Origin of the sequence: Streptomyces wedmorensis (assembly GCF_000716445.1) — a bacterium.
Lineage (GTDB): Bacteria > Actinomycetota > Actinomycetes > Streptomycetales > Streptomycetaceae > Streptomyces > Streptomyces wedmorensis.
Genome location: NZ_JNWK01000011.1, coordinates 73,115 through 91,028 on the forward strand (window position 1 = coordinate 73,115; position 17,914 = coordinate 91,028).

The 17,914-nt window shown below is 73.3% G+C and carries 19 protein-coding genes and 1 pseudogene; 6 read left to right on the forward strand and 14 right to left on the reverse strand.

Annotated elements, in window-relative coordinates; translation table 11 throughout:
- Positions 1-14: 14 nt before the first annotated feature.
- The 6 genes from OO54_RS11880 to OO54_RS11905 form a co-directional block, all read right to left on the reverse strand.
- Positions 15-779, reverse strand: coding sequence for an ABC transporter permease (locus OO54_RS11880; RefSeq protein WP_017240069.1), 765 nt, complete (start codon positions 777-779; stop codon positions 15-17).
- Positions 776-1,756 carry a daunorubicin resistance protein DrrA family ABC transporter ATP-binding protein gene (locus OO54_RS11885; RefSeq protein ID WP_033202826.1) on the reverse strand — a complete coding sequence of 327 codons (981 nt, stop codon included), beginning with the start codon at positions 1,754-1,756 and terminating at the stop codon, positions 776-778. Before OO54_RS11885 ends, OO54_RS11880 begins: the two co-directional genes overlap by 4 nt.
- A gap of 139 nt (positions 1,757-1,895) precedes the next feature.
- Positions 1,896-2,510, reverse strand: a complete 615-nt coding sequence (locus tag OO54_RS11890; RefSeq protein WP_017240071.1) for a PadR family transcriptional regulator — start codon at positions 2,508-2,510, stop codon at positions 1,896-1,898.
- 43 nt (positions 2,511-2,553) lie between these two features.
- Entirely contained in the window at positions 2,554-3,102 is a 549-nt protein-coding gene (locus OO54_RS11895; protein ID WP_033202827.1) for a DinB family protein, read from the reverse strand.
- A 102-nt stretch (positions 3,103-3,204) separates the two neighbouring features.
- Complete coding sequence (locus OO54_RS11900; RefSeq protein WP_033202828.1) at positions 3,205-4,662, reverse strand: aldehyde dehydrogenase family protein; 1,458 nt, start codon at positions 4,660-4,662, stop codon at positions 3,205-3,207.
- Between the two features lie 63 nt (positions 4,663-4,725).
- Positions 4,726-5,598 carry a helix-turn-helix domain-containing protein gene (locus OO54_RS11905; protein WP_078905159.1) on the reverse strand — a complete coding sequence of 291 codons (873 nt, stop codon included), beginning with the start codon at positions 5,596-5,598 and terminating at the stop codon, positions 4,726-4,728.
- Between the two features lie 321 nt (positions 5,599-5,919).
- On the opposite strand from OO54_RS11905, the gene OO54_RS11910 reads away from it, so the two are divergent.
- Positions 5,920-6,417, forward strand: a complete 498-nt coding sequence (locus tag OO54_RS11910) for an ATP-binding protein (protein ID WP_017240075.1) — start codon at positions 5,920-5,922, stop codon at positions 6,415-6,417.
- A gap of 100 nt (positions 6,418-6,517) precedes the next feature.
- On the opposite strand, the gene OO54_RS11915 is transcribed toward OO54_RS11910, so the two are convergent.
- The 4 genes from OO54_RS11915 to rpmG all read right to left on the reverse strand — a co-directional run bounded on the left by OO54_RS11915 (position 6,518) and on the right by rpmG (position 8,587).
- The gene (locus tag OO54_RS11915) at positions 6,518-6,730 is read right to left on the reverse strand and encodes a DUF397 domain-containing protein (RefSeq protein ID WP_030219358.1); all 213 of its coding nucleotides are present in this window, start codon (positions 6,728-6,730) and stop codon (positions 6,518-6,520) included.
- A gap of 286 nt (positions 6,731-7,016) precedes the next feature.
- Positions 7,017-8,147: a GTP-binding protein gene (locus tag OO54_RS11920; protein ID WP_033202829.1), complete on the reverse strand. Its 1,131-nt coding sequence runs from the start codon at positions 8,145-8,147 to the stop codon at positions 7,017-7,019.
- The gene (locus OO54_RS11925; RefSeq protein WP_017240078.1) at positions 8,147-8,416 is read right to left on the reverse strand and encodes a type B 50S ribosomal protein L31; all 270 of its coding nucleotides are present in this window, start codon (positions 8,414-8,416) and stop codon (positions 8,147-8,149) included. Before OO54_RS11925 ends, OO54_RS11920 begins: the two co-directional genes overlap by 1 nt.
- A 6-nt stretch (positions 8,417-8,422) precedes the next feature.
- Complete coding sequence (gene rpmG / locus OO54_RS11930; protein ID WP_033202830.1) at positions 8,423-8,587, reverse strand: 50S ribosomal protein L33; 165 nt, start codon at positions 8,585-8,587, stop codon at positions 8,423-8,425.
- Positions 8,588-8,650: 63 nt separating this feature from the next.
- Between rpmG and rpmB the strand changes: the two genes are divergently transcribed.
- Positions 8,651-8,887, forward strand: a complete 237-nt coding sequence (gene rpmB / locus OO54_RS11935; RefSeq protein WP_033202831.1) for a 50S ribosomal protein L28 — start codon at positions 8,651-8,653, stop codon at positions 8,885-8,887.
- On the forward strand, positions 8,887-9,192 hold the full coding sequence (rpsN, locus tag OO54_RS11940; RefSeq protein WP_033202832.1) for a 30S ribosomal protein S14: 306 nt from the start codon (positions 8,887-8,889) through the stop codon (positions 9,190-9,192). The genes rpmB and rpsN overlap by 1 nt, the downstream gene beginning before the upstream one ends.
- A 67-nt stretch (positions 9,193-9,259) precedes the next feature.
- Here the strand turns inward: rpsN and OO54_RS11945 are convergent, their stop codons facing one another.
- The 3 genes and pseudogenes from OO54_RS11945 to OO54_RS11955 form a co-directional block, all read right to left on the reverse strand.
- Positions 9,260-11,320 carry an FUSC family protein gene (locus tag OO54_RS11945; protein ID WP_033202833.1) on the reverse strand — a complete coding sequence of 687 codons (2,061 nt, stop codon included), beginning with the start codon at positions 11,318-11,320 and terminating at the stop codon, positions 9,260-9,262.
- A 150-nt stretch (positions 11,321-11,470) separates the two neighbouring features.
- Entirely contained in the window at positions 11,471-12,601 is a 1,131-nt protein-coding gene (locus tag OO54_RS11950) for a DUF2786 domain-containing protein (protein ID WP_033202834.1), read from the reverse strand.
- Between the two features lie 182 nt (positions 12,602-12,783).
- Positions 12,784-13,161, reverse strand: a pseudogene (locus OO54_RS11955) (winged helix-turn-helix transcriptional regulator); the annotation flags it as partial.
- A 73-nt stretch (positions 13,162-13,234) separates the two neighbouring features.
- On the opposite strand from OO54_RS11955, the gene OO54_RS11960 reads away from it, so the two are divergent.
- The 3 genes from OO54_RS11960 to OO54_RS11970 all read left to right on the forward strand — a co-directional run bounded on the left by OO54_RS11960 (position 13,235) and on the right by OO54_RS11970 (position 17,101).
- Positions 13,235-14,053, forward strand: coding sequence for an NAD(P)H-binding protein (locus OO54_RS11960; RefSeq protein ID WP_033202835.1), 819 nt, complete (start codon positions 13,235-13,237; stop codon positions 14,051-14,053).
- Positions 14,054-14,123: 70 nt separating this feature from the next.
- Complete coding sequence (locus OO54_RS11965) at positions 14,124-14,948, forward strand: ABC transporter ATP-binding protein (RefSeq protein ID WP_033202836.1); 825 nt, start codon at positions 14,124-14,126, stop codon at positions 14,946-14,948.
- A complete protein-coding gene (locus OO54_RS11970; protein WP_033202837.1) occupies positions 14,942-17,101 on the forward strand; it encodes an FtsX-like permease family protein in 2,160 nt (719 codons plus the stop codon). Before OO54_RS11965 ends, OO54_RS11970 begins: the two co-directional genes overlap by 7 nt.
- A 177-nt stretch (positions 17,102-17,278) precedes the next feature.
- Here OO54_RS11970 and OO54_RS11975 read toward each other — a convergent pair whose 3' ends face one another.
- On the reverse strand, positions 17,279-17,836 hold the full coding sequence (locus OO54_RS11975; protein ID WP_033202838.1) for a GNAT family N-acetyltransferase: 558 nt from the start codon (positions 17,834-17,836) through the stop codon (positions 17,279-17,281).
- Between the last annotated feature and the right edge of the window lie 78 nt (positions 17,837-17,914).

The following is a 17,914-nucleotide window of genomic DNA, read 5'->3' on the forward strand; positions in this document are numbered from 1 at the left end:
CCACTCCCGCGCTCCTACTTCCCGAGGCGCCCGAACTTCCGTACCGCCAGCGGGAAGAAGACGGCCAGCAGCACCAGCGGCCACACCACCGCGGCCATGACGTGCCCCGGCTCACCGCCGGGGTTGCCGAAGAGTTCACGGACCGCCGTCGCCGTCGCGGACATCGGGTTCCACTCGACGAACGTGCCGAGCCAGCCCGGCATCGAGTCCGGCGCGGCGAAGGCGTTGGAGAGGAAGCCGACGGGCCAGACCAGGATCTGCACCGCCTGCACCAGCTCGGGCCGCCCGGCGACCAGGGCGAGGAAGATCCCGATCCAGAGCATCGCGAACCGCAGCAGGAGCAACAGTCCCAGGGCCCCCAGGGTGCTCCCGAGGCCGCCGTGCGCCCGCCATCCGATCGCGTACCCGACGCCGACCATCACGAGCAGCCCGACCGTCGACTGGAGCATGTCGGCGGCCGCCCGTCCCACGAGCACCGCCCCGTCGGCCATCGGCATCGACCGGAAGCGGTCGACCACGCCCTTGTCCAGGTCCCTGGTCACCGCCGTCATGGTGCCTTCGAGCCCGAACACCATGGTCAGGGTGAGCATTCCGGGCACCAGGAAGTCGACGTAGTCGCCCTCGACGTCCCGCCCGCCGCCGACCAGATAGCCGAACATCAGCAGCATCATCACCGGGAAGACGAGGCCGACGAGGACCGCCACCGGCTGCCGGGCCCAGTGCGCGAGCTCCCGGCGGGTCATCGTCCAGCAGTCGCTCACCACGTACGCGGCGCTCATGCCGCCACCTCCTTCCGCCGGGACGCGTCCCGGTCCGGCTCCCGCTCCCCCGCCGTCAGGCGCAGGAAGACCTCGTCCAGCGTCGGCCGCCGCAGGGCGATGTCCTCCGCCTCGATCCCGGCCGCCCCCAGCGCCCGCACGGTCTCGGCGAGCGAGGCCATCCGGTCCTTCACGGGCGCGCTGAGCAGCCGCCGGTCGGCGTCCACGTCCACGTCGCCGCGCGCCACGGGCAGCAGCGCGGCCGCCTCGTCGATCCGCGCCGCGTCCCGTACGACCACGTCGATGCGGTCCACGCCGACCCGTGCCTTGAGTTCGTCGGCCGTGCCGTCGGCCACGACCCGCCCGCGGTCCACGACGGAGATCCGGTCGGCGAGCCGGTCGGCCTCCTCCAGGTACTGCGTGGTCAGCAGCACCGTGGTGCCCCCGCCGACGAGCGAGCGCACGGAGTCCCAGACCTCGCCCCGGCCGCGCGGGTCGAGTCCGGTCGTCGGCTCGTCGAGGAAGAGCACCTCGGGCTCGGTGATCAGCGAGGCGGCGAGGTCGAGCCGGCGCCGCATGCCCCCGCTGTACCGCTTGACGGGCTTGCGTCCGGTGTCGCCGAGGCCGAAGCGTTCCAGGAGTTCGTCGGCCCGGGTCCCTGCGCGCCGGGCGCCCAGGTGGTGGAGCCTGCCGAACATCTCCAGGTTCTGCCGCCCGCCCAGCTCCTCGTCGAGGGCGGCGTGCTGGCCGAGCAGCCCGATGCGCCGCCGCACCTCCCTGGCCTCGGTCCGCACGTCGTGTCCCGCCACCCGCACGAGGCCCTCGTCGTGACGCAGCAGGGTGGCCAGGATCCGTACCGTCGTGGTCTTGCCCGCGCCGTTGGGCCCGAGCAGGCCGTGGACGGTGCCGCGCCCGACGGTCAGGTCGAGGCCGGCCAGGGCGTCCTTGTCCCCGTACCGCTTGCGCGCGCCCTGCACGAGGATCGCGTCCGCCGTCATGTCGATTCCTCCCGAAAGCTTGGTAGTCAAATTTGACCAGCTGTCGCCGACGGAGCAAGGTATGCCCTCCATACCCTCTAGTCAAACTTGACGAGATGGTCTCGTCAAACGCGCCGAGCAGGCTCCCTACCGCGGCCGGTCAGGTCGCGAAGGGGTTCTCCTCACCCTCGGCGAGCACGCCGACGAAGGGCTCCCCCTCGCCCGCGAACACGTACGCCCCGCCCTCGATCCGCTCGATCAGACCGAGCGTCCACTCCTTGCCCGCGTCCGCCGAGTGGACCCACAGGTGCATGATCTCGCCGATGTGCCCGAGCTGGCCGGGGCCGCCCTCCGGCGTGTAGTACTCCGTGACCGCGGCCCGCCACTCGTCGAGCGCCCGCACCCGCCGGCGCAGCAGCTCCGCGGCCTCCTCCCGGGGCAGGTCCACGATGAAGCCGATGCCCGCCGACAGGACGTCCATCTTCTGGTCGTACGTGGTCAGCGCCTCGCGCAGCAGCGCGAAGTACTCCTCCGTGCCCCGCTCCGTCAGCTCGTACTCGACGCGCGGCGGCCCGCCGACCGTGCTCGGCGCGCTCTCGTGGGCGTGCAGCATTCCCTGCTTCGCCAGCTGCTTCAGCGCGTGGTAGATCGAGCCGGGCTTGGCCTGGGACCACTCGTGCGCGCCCCAGTACTCGAGGTCGTTGCGCACCTGGTAGCCGTGGGCGCGGCCGTGCTGTTTGACCGCGCCCAGGACGAGAAGCCGGATCGCCGACATCTCGCACCTCCCTAGTCAATTTTGACCAGGGTACGCGCGGGGGTCACGCGCCCCGCTCCTCCCGCTCCGCCGCGATCAGCTCGAAGGAGGTCCTGCCGTCCAGGGACTCGCGGATGATGTCGGCGTGCCCGGCGTGCCGGCCCGTTTCCTGCACGAGGTGGAGCAGCATCCAGCGGATCGACACCCGTCCGTCCTCGGGGAACCAGGGCGCCTTCGGCAGCGGGAAGGTCTCGTCCAGGCTCGGCACGGTGCGGACGAAGTCCTCGGTCTCCTTCGCCACGCCCGCCCAGAACGCGACGATCTCCGGGACCGTCTCGTCCCCGACGAGACGGAAGCCGTCGCCCCAGGTGTCCTGGGTGCGCTGCCGCTCGTTCGGCCGCCGCTGGGCGAGCCGGAGCCAGTTCAGCTCCACCTCGGCGACGTGCTTGAGCAGGCCGGAGAGGCTGAGCTCGCTGGCGCTGGGCCGCCCGGCGGCCTGCTCCTCGGTGAGTCCGTGGAGTGCGCGGCGGAGCGCGGCGCGCTGCTCCTCGATGAAGTTGAGGAACGCGCCGCGCTCGTCGCCGGGGGCCTCTGCGGGAACAAGGGCAACCATGGTGTCCGCCTCACGTGGTCGTGGCTTCTTTCGACACGGACCACGCTACGGACCATTGAGGACAGCTGCTGTCCTCAATGGCGGGCTTGCGGGAGGGGACCGTCAGAAGGGGAAGCGGCTGCGGCCGTGCTGGATCGAGATCCACTTCTGGGTGGTGAACGCGTCCACCATCGCGTCGCCGTTGAGCCGCCCGATGCCGGAGTGCTTCTCACCGCCGAAGGGCACGATCGGCTCGTCGTGCACGGTGCCGTCGTTGATGTGGATCATGCCGGTGTGGATGCGCTTGGCGACCCGTACGCCCCGCTCGACGTCCCCGGTGTGGACGGCGCCGCTGAGCCCGTACGGAGTGTCGTTGGCGATCCGCACGGCCTCCTCCTCGCCGTCGAAGGGGACGACGAGGGCGACCGGGCCGAAGATCTCCTGGCTGAGGACCGGGGCGTCGGCGGCGAGGCCGGTGAGGACGGACGGGGAGACGAGGTTGCCGTCGACGGTGCCGTGCAGCAGGGCCGTCGCGCCGGCCGCCACCGTCTGGTCGACGAGCGAGGAGACGGACTCCGCCTGCTGGGAGTTGATGAGCGGGCCGATGTGGGTGGCGGGGTCGGCCGGGTCGCCGACGCGCAGGGTCTTCACCTTCGCCACGAACTTCTCCGTGAACTCCTCCTCCAGCGTGCGGTCCACCAGGATGCGGTTGGCGGCCATGCAGACCTGCCCCTGGTGCACGAAGCGACTGAAGACGGCCGCGTCGACCGCGTAGTCGACGTCGGCGTCGTCGAGGACGATCAGGGCGCTGTTGCCGCCGAGTTCGAGCACCGCGTGCTTGAAGTTCTGCGCGCAGACCGTGGCGACGTGGCGGCCGACCTTGTCGGAGCCGGTGAAGGAGATGACCTTCGGGACGGGGTGGGTCAGCAGGGCGTCGCCTATCTCGGCGATGTCGGTGACGACGACGTTCAGCAGACCGGCCGGCAGACCGGCCTCCTCCAGGACCTTGGCGACGAGGGTGCCGCCGCAGATCGGGGTGTTCTGGTGCGGCTTGAGGACGACCGCGTTGCCGAGCGCGAGCGCGGGCGCGACCGACTTGATCGACAGGAGGAAGGGGAAGTTGAAGGGGGAGATGACGCCGACGACGCCGACCGGGACGCGGTAGACGCGGTTCTCCTTGCCGTCGACCGGCGAGGGCAGGATGCGGCCCTCGGGGCGCAGCGCCAGCTGGATCGCCTCGCGCAGGAACTCCTTGGCGAGGTGCAGCTCGAAGGCCGCCTTGAGGCGGGTGCCGCCGAGTTCGGCGACGATCGTCTCGGCGATCTCCTCCTCGCGGTCCTCGACGATCCGCAGCGCGCGCTCGAAGACGAGCCGGCGGGTGTACGGGTTGGTCTCGGCCCACACGGCCTGGGCGCGCTCGGCGGCCCGGTAGGCCCGGTCGACCTCGTCGGCGGTGGCGACCGTGATCGAGGCGAGCTTCTCCCCGGTGTACGGGTTGAAGTCGATGATGTCCCACGAGCCGCTGCCCGGCTTCCACTCGCCGTCGATGTACTGGTGGGCCAGGTCGGTGAAGTGCGACATGGTGGAAGACCCCTCTACCCGCTACCTGCAGTGCGACTGATGTTGCGTCATCGTACTGATGTATCAGGAGAGTTGGAGGAGACCCCGGAGAAGGTCACGACTTTCGGCCGGATCCGGACCGTCCTTCTGGAGCTTCTCCATCACCCGCTGGTACTGGGCGACCTCCTCGCGCTTGTCGAGGTAGAGGGCGCTGGTGAGCTGCTCCAGGTAGACGATGTCGGAGAGGTCGGACTCGGGGAAGCTCAGCATCGTGAAGGCGCCGCTCTCGCCGGCGTGGCCGCCGAAGCTGAAGGGCATGACCTGGAGCGTGACGCCGGGGTGCTCGGAGATCTCGATGAGGTGCTTCAACTGCTCCCGCATGACGGTCCGGTCGCCGTACGGGCGGCGCAGCGCGGCTTCGTCGAGGACGGCGTGGAACTGCGGGGCGCGCTCGGACACGAGCACCTTCTGGCGCTCAAGGCGCAGCGCGACGCGGCGGTCGATCTCGGCGCGCGGGGCGTCGGGCATGCCGCGGGTGACGACGGCCTGGGCGTACGCCTCGGTCTGCAACAGGCCGTGGACGAACTGGACTTCGTAGACGCGGATGAGGGAGGCGGCGCCTTCCAGTCCGATGTACGTCTGGAACCAGCCGGGCAGGACGTCGCCGAAACTGTGCCACCAGCCGGCGACGTTGGCCTCGCGGGCGAGCCCGAGGAGCGAGCCGCGCTCGGCCTCGTCCCCGACTCCGTACAGCGTGAGCAGATCCTCGACGTCCCTGGCCTTGAAGCTCACCCGCCCCAACTCCATACGGCTGATCTTGGATTCGGAGGCCCGGATCGAATAGCCGGCCGCCTCGCGGGTGATCCCGCGCGACTCGCGCAACCGCCTCAGCTGGGAGCCCAGCAGGATGCGCCGCACCACACTCCCGCTCGCTCCGCTCGATTCGCCTGCGGTCACGGCTCCCAGCCTCCCCTTTACGGTGTCGAGCCCCCGTCGAGCCCCGGATTCTGCCACCAAACGCTTCAGCGCGTACACATTCGATTACGGAATGGCGGCGAGATTCGGGCAGGCGCGGGCACAGCGCACGCACATCGCGGAAAGTTCCCCTCGCCGAGTGGACGACTTATGCACAGATTCGGCACGGGGACGGACAGGTCCGGCGCGTGCACGTGCATCTGCCCTTGCATCCAGTGGGCGCATTCGGAACCATGGACCCCGCGCAGCCGCGTACTCGTTCGTGTTGTCGCACCACAGTCGCGATTCCCGGGAGTGCCTCGCATGGGGACGAATGGATCGACCGTGCTCGAGCCTTTACGGCAGGGCCTACCGCCGCTCGATCCCGGCGCCGTCTCCACTTCCGCCTCCTGCGCCCTTCCCGCCCGGTACGAAGCCGTGCGCGGGGCCCGGAAGTTCACCAGTGCGACGCTCGACCGCTGGGAGCTGACCGAACGCTTCGACGACGTGGCCCTGGTCGTCTCCGAGCTCGTCACCAACGCCCTGCGCCACGCAGTACCCACCGACGCACCCCAGGAAGAAGGCCAGAACCCGCCGGTCCGGCTGCACCTCATGCGCTGGGCCTCGCGCCTGGTGTGCGCCGTGCGCGACCCCAGCGGCGAGAGCCCGGAGGCGCGCGGCGGCGAGGAGGACTTCTCCGCCGAGTCGGGCCGCGGACTGTTCCTGGTGGACTCCTTCAGCGACAGCTGGGGCTGGCACCCGCTCGCCGGAACCCTCCAGGGCAAGGTGGTGTGGGCACTGTTCCGGATCGGTCCGGAGTAGCACCCGACGGGTGCGCGAGGCGTGCACGAGTCATACGGAAGGGCCCGGGCGCACACCGCCGGGGCCCTTCCCTCGTCATGTCCCGCGCCGCCCGCGCCGGTCACACCAGGTGGTCGAACTCCCCGTCCTTGACGCCCAGCAGGAGTGCCTCTATCTCCGCGGGCGTGTAGACGAGGGCGGGCCCGTCGGGATGGCGCGAGTTGCGCACGGCGACGTTTCCCCCGGGGAGTTTGGCGAACTCCACGCAGGAGCCCTGGGAGTTGCTGTGCCTGCTCTTCTGCCACACGACACCGCGCAGCTCCGTGGCCGCCATGCCGTTGTACGCGTGATGCGCATGGTGCACTGGAAGCTCCCCGAGTCACTTGGTGCAGGTGTCAACTTCCTCGGATCATAGCTGTGTTCACATGCCGATGCATGAGCAGATGCACGTGCACGAGGGGTGGCGTAGTGGCTACGCGACACAGCGTGCCACCGGCGCCCACGAGCCAAGTTCCCCTGATCAGACGTTCCTGACGGCCCGTACGGTTCCCTTCGCGATCCTACGGTTCCCGATCTCCACTCCGCCCGAGAGGGCCGCCGCGCAGCCGCCCCTGGCCGCGTCAGACCCCCAGCACCGCGTCGAAGGCGGACGCGAGGCCCTTCCAGGAGTCGCGGCCCGCCGCGTACTCGGCGTCCGTGAGGAGGCAGGAGCAGAGGAGTTCGTCGAGGCCCTCGCGGTCGAGGCCGGGCGAGGTGAAGACGAGGTGCTGGCAGCGGTCGCCGTGCTCCGGGTGCCAGTCGAGGGCCGCGGCCGCCCTGCGGACCGGCGGGACCTCCTCCCAGGCGGCGTCGGGCAGCGAAGCCAGCCACGGCCCGGCGCTCTCCACGCAGAGCGCACCGCCGGCCGCGTCCCAGGCGAGCAGGGTGTCGGGCCGGTCCGCCAGGTAGAACCTGCCGCGACTGCGGGCGGCCGCGCAGGTGAGGCCCTCCAGCGCGGCGTAGAGCCGCTCCGGATGGAAGGGCCGGTGGTGGCGCCAGACGTACGTGCCGACGCCGTGCCGCTCCGCCTCCTGCGGCAGCAGCGCGCAGGCCGGATGCTGGGCGGCGGCCGCGGCCTCCACGTCGAAGCCCGCGAACGCGGCCGCGGCGAGCAGCCCGGCCCCCTCGACGGGGATCCGCCGGGCGGTGGGGTGCAGCTGGTCGAGCAGTGCACGGTCCCCGGCGTCGGCCTCCGGGCTGTCGACGACGGCCAGGACGGGCGCGTACTCCAGCTGGCGCGCCCAGGTGTCCGCGACCGTGCGGCGGTCGGTGGCGGCCGCGGCGAGGCCGACGTCCGCGAGGTCGTCGCCGTTGCCGAGGTACGGCAGGAGGAGGGCCGGGTCGACGGCGGTGACGACGGCGCCGATGCGCAGCCCGGCGGCCGCGACGACCTCGGCCATGGTCCTGGGTTCGACCGAGTCCCAGAGCTCGACGACCGCGAGGCGGGTGAGGCCGGCGGCGCGGAGCCGTTCGAGTTCGGGGACGAGGTCCTCGCGCAGGGCGCAGCAGGCGCAGTCGTCGACGAGCGGGGTCTCGCCCGTCGAGAGGAGGCCGGTGGCGTCGCGGACGGTACGGACGACGGTCCCGGTCTCCGGGGCCGTCGCGAGGTCGTGGTGGAGCGCCACGCTGCCGGGGACGTCGGCCAGGAGCCGGTCCACGGCAGCGCGGCGGGCGTCGGAGTGCAGTCCTCCGACGAGGGCGACGGTGAGCATCAGCCGGCTGCCCCGGGGGCGCCGGCGCGCGTTCCGTAGCGCTTCTCGAAGCGCTCCACGCGGCCCGCGGTGTCCAGGACGCGCGCGGTGCCCGTGTAGAAGGGGTGGCTCGCCGAGGAGATCTCGACGTCGACGACGGGATAGGTGTGCCCGTCCTCCCACTCCACGGTCTTCTCACTGGTGAGCGTGGAGCGGGTGAGGAAGGCGAAGCCGCCGGCCTTGTCGCGGAAGACGACGGGCTCGTACGGGGGGTGGATTCCGGGCTTCACGGGGGTTCAGCGCTCCTCTCGGAAGTCGACGTGACGGCCGGCGACCGGGTCGAACTTGCGCAGGGTGAGGCGGTCGGGGTCGTTGCGGCGGTTCTTGCGGGTGACGTAGATGAATCCGGTGCCCGCGGTGGACCGGAGCTTGACCACGGGGCGGAGTTCGTTGCGTGCCATGGTGTGTAGAGTAAATGAAAATGGTTCCCATTTCCAATATCTTCTCGGAGAGGTAGGTCACCCTTGTCCGCCCACTGCCAGCTCACCGGCGCACGGCCCGGATTCGGCAACCGGATCTCGCACTCCCACCGGCGCACCTCGCGCCGCTTCGACCCCAACATCCAGCACAAGCGCTACTGGCTGCCCAGCGAGGGCCGGCACGTACGGCTGACCCTGAGCGCCCGCGCGATCAAGACCGTCGACGCCATCGGCGTGGAGGCGGCGGTCGCCCGCATCCGGGCACGCGGAGGGAAGGTCTGATGGCCAAGCGCGGCAAGATCGCACGCAACGAACACCGGAAGGCCGTCGTCGCTCGGTACGCCGGACGGCGGGCCGGACTCAAGGAACTCATCCGCCGCCCCGGCACCCCGGCCGCCGAGCGCGAGGCTGCCGTACGGGAACTGGCCGGCCAGCCCCGCGACGCCTCCCCGACCCGCGTCCGCAACCGTGACGCCGTCGACGGCCGGCCACGGGGCCACCTGCGGAAGTTCGGCATGTCCCGCGTCCGCGTCCGCGCACAGGCACACGCGGGGTTCCTGCCGGGAGTACGGAAGGCATCCTGGTGACGCCCGGCTGACGCGCGCGCGTGGACGCCGTTTCGGCCCGGCCGCCATCAGTGCCGCCAAACCCCGGCTAACGCGCGCGCGTGGACGCCGTCAGGGCCACCGTGACCTCGTCCAGGGCCTCCAGGAGGAGGGCGGAACCCTTGTGCAGCAGGAAGTGGTCCGGCGGGTCGGCGGACCAGGCGGCGACCGTCTCGCGCAGGTCGTCCCACTGCGGCTCCCGGTGCTCCCGCACCTCCTTCGCGCCCCGCTCCGTCGCCCGGCGCAGGGCTTCCGCCAGGGCCGCGGCGGGGGGTACGGGCGGGGCGCCGCGCTCCGGCAGGTGGGCCTCCATCAGCATCGCCACCCGGCCGAACTCGGCGAGGGCGTCCTCGGCCTGCTCCGCCGCCGCGTGCGACAGGCCCCGGTGGCGCACCGGCTCGTGGGTCGCCCGGGCCAGCGCCTCCTGCCAGGCGACCCGGGCCGTGCGGGTGTCCAGGAGCGCCTCCCGGACATCGGGGCAGGCCGGGCCGACCGGGTCGGCGTACCGCGCGGCGACGGCGGCCGCGTACCGGCCCACCGCCGCCAGCCAGTCCGCGAGCCGGCCGCGCAGCCGGGGGGTCTCCCAAGCCGGGTAGACGGCGTACGCCAGCATCGCCAGGAGCCCGCCGACGAGGGTCAGGAGCACCCGGTCCCGCACGGTCTGGGTCAGGCCCGCGCCGTCCATGGCGAGCAGGAACACCACGTACGCGGAGACGAAGACCTGGCTCGCCGCGTACCCCGACCGCATCAGCAGGTACATCCCGAAGGCGCTCAGCACCGCGAGCGCGGCGGACAGGTACGTCCCCGGGTCCGCCCCCTGCACCACCGCCGTCGCCAGTGCCACCCCGACGAGCGTGCCGCCGAACCGGGCCACCGACCGCGCGTACGTCTGCGAGAAGTCCGGCCGCATCACCATCACCGAGGCCATCGGCGCCCAGTAGCCGTGCCCGAACGGCAGCACCGCGCCCAGCAGGTACCCGGCGGCCGTGACCGCCGACACCCGGACCGCGTGCCGCAGGACGGGCGAGTCGGGGCGCAGCTCGGCGCGCATCTTCGCGGCGACGACGGGCGCGAGGCGGACGAGCGTCGGCCGGGTCCTGGTGGCGGCCCGGGGAGACGTCTCCGTACGCGGCTCCGCCGTCTCCACGACGTCGCCGAGGAGGGCGGCGAGCCGGAGGGCCGCGCGGCGGGCGGGACCGGAGAGGATCCTGCCCGTGTCGGGGGTGCGGAGCGCGGCGACGGCCGGCGCGGGGAGCGTGACCGGTTCGCCGTGCCGGATCGCGTGGGCGGCGGCGTCCAGGAGCGAGGCCGCCGCGGCGAGCAGCTCCCGTACGCGGTCCCGTTCCGGGCCCTCCTTCGGCACCCCGACCGCCGGATCCGCCAGCGAGGCGAGCACCGGGCGGATGCGCTCGGCGAGCCCCCGGGCGCCGTGCAGTTCCGCCGGACGGCGGCGAGCCTGGCGGGGCGTCACGGCGGCGGCGCTGCGGGCCGTCATGAGGGGGACGGGGTCGAAGGGCGCGACCGGGTCGTGCCGGAGCCGGCGCGCGTAGTCGGCCTCCGCGGCCAGCGCGTCCGCCAGGGCGTCGCGCTGGGCGCCCCAGCGGCGGACGGGCAGGAGCACCACCAGCGCGGCCTGCACGACACCGCCGGCGAAGATCATGGCGGCGTGGCCGGCGGCCGTGGCCACGGACGTGGGCAGCGTGACCGTCACCAGCATGATCGCCACGTTGGACGAGGCGATGATCCCGGCGGTCGGGCCCGCGGCCCAGGCCAGGCCCGAGACGAACGTCCAGGAGAGCAGCAGCGCCAGGAACAGCACCTCGTGCGCGCCGGTGAGATAGCCGATGAACGTCGACACGGCGAGGCTCGCCCCGGACGCGAGGGCCAGCGTGGGGCGGGGCCGCCACGAACGCTGGAAGGTGGCGATGGCCGCCTGGAACGCGCCGAACGCCGACGACGCGGCGACGGCCGGCCCGAAGAACGCGAGCGAGAACCCCACGACCAACGCCAGGCCCAGCGCGGCCCTCGCCGCGATGACGGGCTCGAGCGGCCGCCGCTCCACGGTGAGCCCCGAGCGGGAGGTCGCCTTCAACGCCCGAAGCCAGCTCATGCGCCGAGCGTATCCGCGATCCCCCATGAAACCGGCATTTCACCCATCGCCCCTCGCCCTGAGGCCTGAGGCCTGAGGCCTGAGGCCTGACCGGAACGGCGATCGTGCGTGCCGGGCGCCGCGAGCCGGACGGGGCTTTCCGGACCGGCCCTAGGGCGCCCCGCCGTCCCGGAGGGAGCGGTGGTCGGGGTGGAGTCCGGCCTGGTCGGCGGCCGAGGCTCCGTGGTTCCAGCCCGCCTCGTCCCAGGCCGCCCGGACGCGGGTGGTGCGGGTCTCGGGGAAGAGCTCGTCGGTGCGGCTGGTGACGGCGAGGTCCCGCGACGCGAGGGCGGGCAGGAGCGAGGGGGCCTCGGCGGCGACCCGGCGGGACGTCGACGCGAGACGGGCGCCCAGCCGGTTGGCGTACGCGAGCAGGAACGACTGCCGGAAGGACTTCGTGCGCTTGCGGCCGCCCGCCCGCTGCTCCGCCTCCGCCCGCGTCATCGCCGCCGTCCCCTGGACGAGCAGCGACGTGTACAGCAGCTCGACCGGATCCAGGTCCGCCTCGAAGCCGACCACCGTCGAGAAGGCGTACGTCTCGTTCCACACGGCCCGGCAGTGGTTCGCCGTGGCGACCGCGTCGAGCAGGATCGCCTTCGCCTGTTCGTACGGCGGCTCCACGCCGATGCGGATCGCGCCGGGCGTCTCCGGCGACGGGGCGCCCGCCGCGAGCGTCGCCTCGTCCAGACTGTGCCGGGCCATCAGCTCCTGGGCCTTGGCCGTCAGCGCCTCCGCCTCCTCGGGATAGCCGGTCGCCTCCGCCTTGGCCAGGAGCGCCCTGATCCGGGTGAGCATCCGCGGCTCCCCCACGGCAGCCGGCGGCAGCGCCTCGCCCGGCACCGGGCCGACGGCGTCGAGTCGCGGCAGCCGGACCAGGAGCCGGTACAGCTCCAGGACGGTCGTCGCGTGCGAGAAGCGGTCGGCCGGCCGCACGGCCGCGTCGTCCAGCTCGTCGAGCTGCGCCTGCCAGCGGTGCGGCAGCCTGCCGTACCCGGCCGTCTCCGTCCTGATGAGGGCGGCGAGCAGGCGCACGTGCTCGTCCGCCAGCTCCCGCCGGGCCGTCCGGGCCAGGTCGGCCGGCTGCCAGCCCCTGCCCCACAGGGTGCGCAGGAACTCCTCGCCGCGCCTGGCCAGTTCGCCGTCCGCGCCCCGGTCGGCGGCGAGCAGCGACGCCGCCGTGTCGAGCGACCCGTCGTCGCTCGCGTACAGCGCCTCGAAGGCCTTGTCGATCGTGCTGCTCATGCGGTCCTCGTGCCTCTCGTGCCCCTCGTGCCCCTCGTGCCCCTCGTGCCCGTCGCGCCCGTCGCATCCGTCGCGCCCGTCGCGTCCGTCGCATCCGTCGCGCCCGTCGCGTCCGTCGCGCCCGTCGCGTCCGTCGCGTCGCCCCTCGCGGCTCCGACGCTTCCCGCACCTCCGGCGCCTCCCGCGTCCCAGCGCTCGCGTGACCGGGCGATCACCGCACGGTGGTCGAGCGACCAGTCGACGAGCTGCTTGATCAGGTGCGTCATGCTGTGGCCGGTCTCCGTCAGCGCGTACTCCACCTGCGGCGGGGTCGTCGGGTAGACCGTCCGGGAGACGAGGCCGTCGCGTTCGAGGCGGCGCAGCGTCAGGGTCAGCATCCGCTGCGAGATGCCGGTGACCAGCCGCTGGAGCTCCCTGAACCGACGTGGTCCCGGAGCGAGTTCGACGACCACGTGCACGGTCCACTTGTCGCCGAGACGGTCCTGGACGTCCCGCACCCCGCAGTCCTCGGCACAGCTGACCAAGGGCTCGGTGGTTACCTCCGTGTGCCCCTCCGACATGAATGTGCCTCCTTCCGCACAGGTGTCCGTCCCCCCACGATGGTCTCAGCCATCACGACCCCAGGGGGAACGCATGCTGCTCGTCACCGGTGTCTCCGGCGCGCTCGGGGCGCTCGTCGCCGAACGGCTCGCCGGCCGCGACGACGTCGTCCTCGGCACCCGCGCCGGGCTGCCGGGCACCCGCCGGCTCGACTTCGACGCGCCGGAGACCCTGCCGGAGGCCTTCGCCGGGGTGGAGACGCTGCTGCTGATCTCCGCCGGGTACGGCGAGGACGACACCGTCGTCGCCCGCCACGAGGCCGCGATCTCGGCGGCCGAGCACGCGGGCGTCCGGCACGTCGTCTACACGAGCCTCTCCGGCGACGGCGACCACCTCACGTACGCCCTCGCCCACCGCTGGACCGAGCGTCGGCTGCGGCGGTCGGCCACCCTCGACTGGACGATCCTGCGCAACGGCCTCTACGCCGAGTTCCTCACCTGGATCGCCGCGCCCGACGCCGAGAACCGGATCACCGGGCCCCTCGGGGACGGCCGGCTCGCCGCCGTCGCCCGCGCGGACCTCGCCGACATCGCCGTCTCCGTCGCCACGGACCCCGCCGCCCACCGCGGCCGCGTCTACGAACTCGTCGGCGACCGCCCCCTCGGCGGCGCCGACCTGGCGGAGGCACTGGGCGCCGCGTACGCCCCCGGCACGCTCGCGGACGCCCGCGCCGCCGTCGCCGCCTCCGGGGCCGTGCCCTTCCAGGTCCCGATGCTGGCGAGCACGTACTCGGCGATCGCCCACGGCTTCCTCGACGGCACGGGCGTCGAGAGCGACCTGCGCACCCTGCTCGGCGGACGCGAACCCCTCGACGCCCTGGACGTGTTCGTGAAGGCGGTACGCGAGGGGTAGGGCCAGGCATACCCCCGGGACGCCCCTCAGCGGTCGTGATCCGGACGGGCCGAAACGGTTCGCTTGAGTCATGACCACGACCACCGAAGCCACCGCCGCCGGCGCCGTCGCCGTACGGCTCCGCGGGCTCAGCCGGCACCACCGGGACGTCCGCGCCCTCGACGGCGTCGACCTCGACTTCGCCGCCGGGACCTTCACCGCCGTCATGGGCCCGTCGGGCTCAGGCAAGTCCACGCTCCTGCAGTGCGCCGCCGGGCTCGACCGGCCCACCGCCGGAAGCGTGGAGGTCGGCGGCGTCGCCCTCGACGGACTGAGCGAACGGCGCCTCACCCTCCTGCGGCGCGACCGCATCGGCTTCGTCTTCCAGTCCTTCAACCTGCTGCCCTCCCTGACCGCCGCGCAGAACGTCGCCCTGCCGCTCCGGCTCGCCGGCCGCCGCCCCTCCCGCACGGAGGTACGGGAGGCACTCGCGCGCGTGGGTCTCGCCGGGCGCGAACGGCACCGCCCCGGCGAACTCTCCGGCGGACAACAGCAACGCGTCGCGATCGCCCGGGCCCTGATCACCCGGCCCGCCGTCCTCTTCGGCGACGAGCCGACCGGCGCGCTGGACTCGACCACGAGCCGCGAGGTCCTCGGCATGCTCCGGGACCTCGTCGACCGCGACGGACAGACCATCGTCATGGTCACCCACGACCCCGCGGCCGCGGCCCGCGCCGACCGCGTCGTCTTCCTCGTCGACGGACGCCTCGCCGGCGAACTCCCCTCCCCCACGGTGGAGACGGTCGCCGCCCGGATGGCCGGGCTCGAGACGAGCGGCGGGGCGGCCGAAGGGGCCGGGACGGGCACCGGAGCGGGTGTCGCCGACGGCTCCCCGGTGGGGAGGCTCGCGTGCTGACCGTCGTCGTGACCGGGTTGCGGGCCCGCTGGGCCTCGTTCCTCGGCGGATTCGTCGCGCTCTCCCTCGGGGTGGGACTGCTCACCACGATGGGCCTGGGCCTCTCCGCCACTTTCCACGCGCCCGAGCGTTCTCCTCAGCGGTTCGCCTCGTCGCCCGTGGTGGTGCAGGGCCGGGACCGGCTGGTGCTCGACGTGCGGCGGGGACCCGACACCGTGCCCGTGGCGCGGCAGCTCGACCGTCCACAAGCTGTGGACAAAGAAGTGCTGCGGGAACTCCGCGCGCGCTGGACGGTGACCGTGAACCCGTCCGCCGCCGGACACGACGGCCCCGGAGGCCGGACCGCGGACGGCGGCGGCCCCGACGCCGTCGGTGTGGACGCGCCCGCCGACGAGGTCAAGGCGGTCGTCGGGGACCGCGCACAGGTGCTCACCGGCGCCGACCGGGTGCGCGCCGACCCTGATCCCGAGCGCGACGCACGGGCCCTCACGGCCCTGAACGCGCTGCTCGGCACCTCCGGCGGGGTGACCGCCTTCGTGTCGGTGTTCGTCGTCGCCTCCACGTTCGCGTTCGCCGTCGCGCTGCGCCGACGCGAGTTCGGGCTGCTCCGGACCGCCGGAGCCACCCCGGGGCAGGTCCGGCGGCTCCTGCTCACCGAGGCGGCCGTGCTCGGCGTGGCCGCCTCGGCCACCGGATGCGCGCTCGGCGCCCTGGGGGCGCCCCTGCTGGCCCGCACCCTCGTGGACGGCGGCCTCGCGCCCGCGTGGTTCACGATCGGCACAGCCGGCTGGCCCTTCCACGCGGCCTTCTGGACAGGAGTGACCGTCGCCCTCACCGGGGCCCTGGCCGCCTCTCGGCGCGCCGGAAAAGTGGGCCCGACAGCCGTGCTGCGCGAAGCCGACGTCGACACGGACACCCTGCCCCCCGGCCGGGCCGTGCTCGGCACCGGACTGCTCCTGGCCGGGATCGCGATGCTGGCCTGGACGTACGCCACCGAGCCGTCCGAGCTGCTCAAACGGAAGACGTACACGACCCTGCCCATGCTCCTGATCGGCGGCGTCGCCCTGCTCTCCCCGCTGCTCGTGCGGCCCACAGCCCGGCTCCTGCGCCTCCGCGGCGCCGTGGCGACCCTCGTGCGGGAGAACAGCGCGGCCTCCGTACGCCGCACCGCCGCCGTCGCCGCGCCCGTCCTGGTGACCGTGGCGCTCGCCGGGACCCTCTTCGGCTCGGCGACGAGCGTCACGCGCGCGCGTGGAGCCGAAGCGCGGGAGCAGACTACGGCTCAGTACGTGGCGAGCGGAACGGAGTTGCGGCCCGTGACGGCACCGGCCGGAGCCGTCCTCTCCGCCACCGGGGCGACCTCCGTCTTCGTACGGGACGGAGACGAGGCGGTCGTGAAGTACGGGGCACGGGCGGTCGCCGACCCGGCGGCCTTCGCGTCACTCGCCCGGCTGCCCGTCGTCGCCGGCGACCTGAGAGACCTCGACGACCGGTCGATCGTCGTCAACGAAGAGTTCGAACGGCACCGGGTCGGCGAGACCGTCGAAGTGTGGCGGGCCGACGGCAGCGGCCCGGTACGACTCCGGGTCGCGGCCGTCCTCGCCCTCGGCACCGGCGACAACGGTCCCTACGTGACCCCGGCGAACGCGCCCGGCGCCACCCTCGACCGCATCGACGCCCGCGGCGGCGGCACGGCCACCGCACGAGCCCTCGAAGCCGGCGGCGGAACCGTCAGGACCGCCGACGCGTGGGCCGCCGCCACACACCCCGCGGGCAACCCGCAGACCCGGCTCGGCATGATCCTCGTCCTCGGCATCGCCCTCGTCTACACGGTCATCGGCCTCGCCAACACGCTCCTCATGGCCACCTCCGTACGCGGCGGCGAACTCGCCTCACTCCGCCTCGCCGGAGCCACCCGGGCCCAGGTCCTCCGCACGGTGGCCGGCGAATCGGCGCTCGCCGTCGCCATCGGCGCCGCCCTCGGCCTCGCCGTCACCGCCGCCGTCCTCGGCACCCTCGGCGCCGGGCTCTCCGTCCTCTCCGCGCCCCCCGCCCTCGCCCTCCCCTGGGCCCCCGTCCTCGCCTCCACCGCCGTCTGCGCGGCCGTCGCCGTAGCCTCTTCGGTCCTTCCCGCGTGGCGCCTCGTCCGCTGAGCGGTCATGGTGGGACGACGGGGCGGTGACAAGGGTCGGAGCCGGGTCATCGCCCCACCCGCCCCCACGGGCCCCCACGGTGTGGAGCCTCCGCCCCGGGCCCCGTCGGGCCCACACCCCCGGGGCCGCGCCCCTCGGCCCCCTCGGCGCCCTCGGGCGCGGGCGCACGACGCGGGGCTAGGGGGTGGGGAGGGGGCGCCAGGTGGGGGCGAGGGTGGACCAGATTTGCTGGTCGTGGCGGGCGCCGCGGTAGGAGTAGGACTCGCGGAGGACGCCGTCGAGGGTCATGCCGAGACGCCGGGCGACGGCGATGCTCGGCAGGTTGTCGGAGGAGACGATCCACTCGACCCGGTGGACGCCGCGTACCGTGATCGCCCAGTCGATGAGGGCGTGCGCGGCCCGCGTCACGAGGCCCTTGCCGACGGCCGCGGGCTCCAGCCAGCAGCCGGCCTCGGCGTATCCGGCGGCGGTGTCGAGCCGGCGGAGGATGACGGCGCCGACGAGGGTGCCGTCGGACCAGATGCCGTGGATGCGGCCGGTGTCGGCGGCGACCTTCTCCGCGTAGAGGCGGAGGAAGGCGCGGCTGGACTCCAGGTCGGTCACGACGTCGGGGAGCCCGTTGCGGGCGCCGATGAACTCGCGCCCGCGGTCCATGTGCGCGAGGAACTCGTCGGCCTGCCACGGTTCGAGCGGGCGCATCTCCGCGCCGTCGTCACCCAGGGATATCGCGTACATCGTCGTCGCCTTCCACGGTCGGGGTCCCGTACTCACGGGAGACGGATGATCTCACCCGACGCCGCCGCGGGGTGGTCC

Excerpts from the sequence above, each read along its gene's own strand:
- OO54_RS11910 (WP_017240075.1), top strand. The coding sequence starts at position 5,920 with ATGGGGACGAATGGATCGACCGTGCTCGAGCCTTTACGGCAGGGCCTA.
- OO54_RS11950 (WP_033202834.1), bottom strand. The coding sequence starts at position 12,601 with ATGAGCAGCACGATCGACAAGGCCTTCGAGGCGCTGTACGCGAGCGAC.
- OO54_RS11975 (WP_033202838.1), bottom strand. The coding sequence starts at position 17,836 with ATGTACGCGATATCCCTGGGTGACGACGGCGCGGAGATGCGCCCGCTC.
- OO54_RS11920 (WP_033202829.1), bottom strand. The coding sequence starts at position 8,147 with ATGCTCACCGTCGCCCTCGTCGGAGGACTGCACTCCGACGCCCGCCGC.
- OO54_RS11885 (WP_033202826.1), bottom strand. The coding sequence starts at position 1,756 with ATGACGGCGGACGCGATCCTCGTGCAGGGCGCGCGCAAGCGGTACGGG.
- OO54_RS11915 (WP_030219358.1), bottom strand. The coding sequence starts at position 6,730 with ATGGCGGCCACGGAGCTGCGCGGTGTCGTGTGGCAGAAGAGCAGGCAC.
- OO54_RS11895 (WP_033202827.1), bottom strand. The coding sequence starts at position 3,102 with ATGGTTGCCCTTGTTCCCGCAGAGGCCCCCGGCGACGAGCGCGGCGCG.
- OO54_RS11965 (WP_033202836.1), top strand. The coding sequence starts at position 14,124 with ATGACCACGACCACCGAAGCCACCGCCGCCGGCGCCGTCGCCGTACGG.
- OO54_RS11945 (WP_033202833.1), bottom strand. The coding sequence starts at position 11,320 with ATGAGCTGGCTTCGGGCGTTGAAGGCGACCTCCCGCTCGGGGCTCACC.
- OO54_RS11880 (WP_017240069.1), bottom strand. The coding sequence starts at position 779 with ATGAGCGCCGCGTACGTGGTGAGCGACTGCTGGACGATGACCCGCCGG.
- OO54_RS11890 (WP_017240071.1), bottom strand. The coding sequence starts at position 2,510 with ATGTCGGCGATCCGGCTTCTCGTCCTGGGCGCGGTCAAACAGCACGGC.
- rpmG (WP_033202830.1), bottom strand. The coding sequence starts at position 8,587 with ATGGCACGCAACGAACTCCGCCCCGTGGTCAAGCTCCGGTCCACCGCG.
- rpsN (WP_033202832.1), top strand. The coding sequence starts at position 8,887 with ATGGCCAAGCGCGGCAAGATCGCACGCAACGAACACCGGAAGGCCGTC.
- OO54_RS11960 (WP_033202835.1), top strand. The coding sequence starts at position 13,235 with ATGCTGCTCGTCACCGGTGTCTCCGGCGCGCTCGGGGCGCTCGTCGCC.
- OO54_RS11900 (WP_033202828.1), bottom strand. The coding sequence starts at position 4,662 with ATGTCGCACTTCACCGACCTGGCCCACCAGTACATCGACGGCGAGTGG.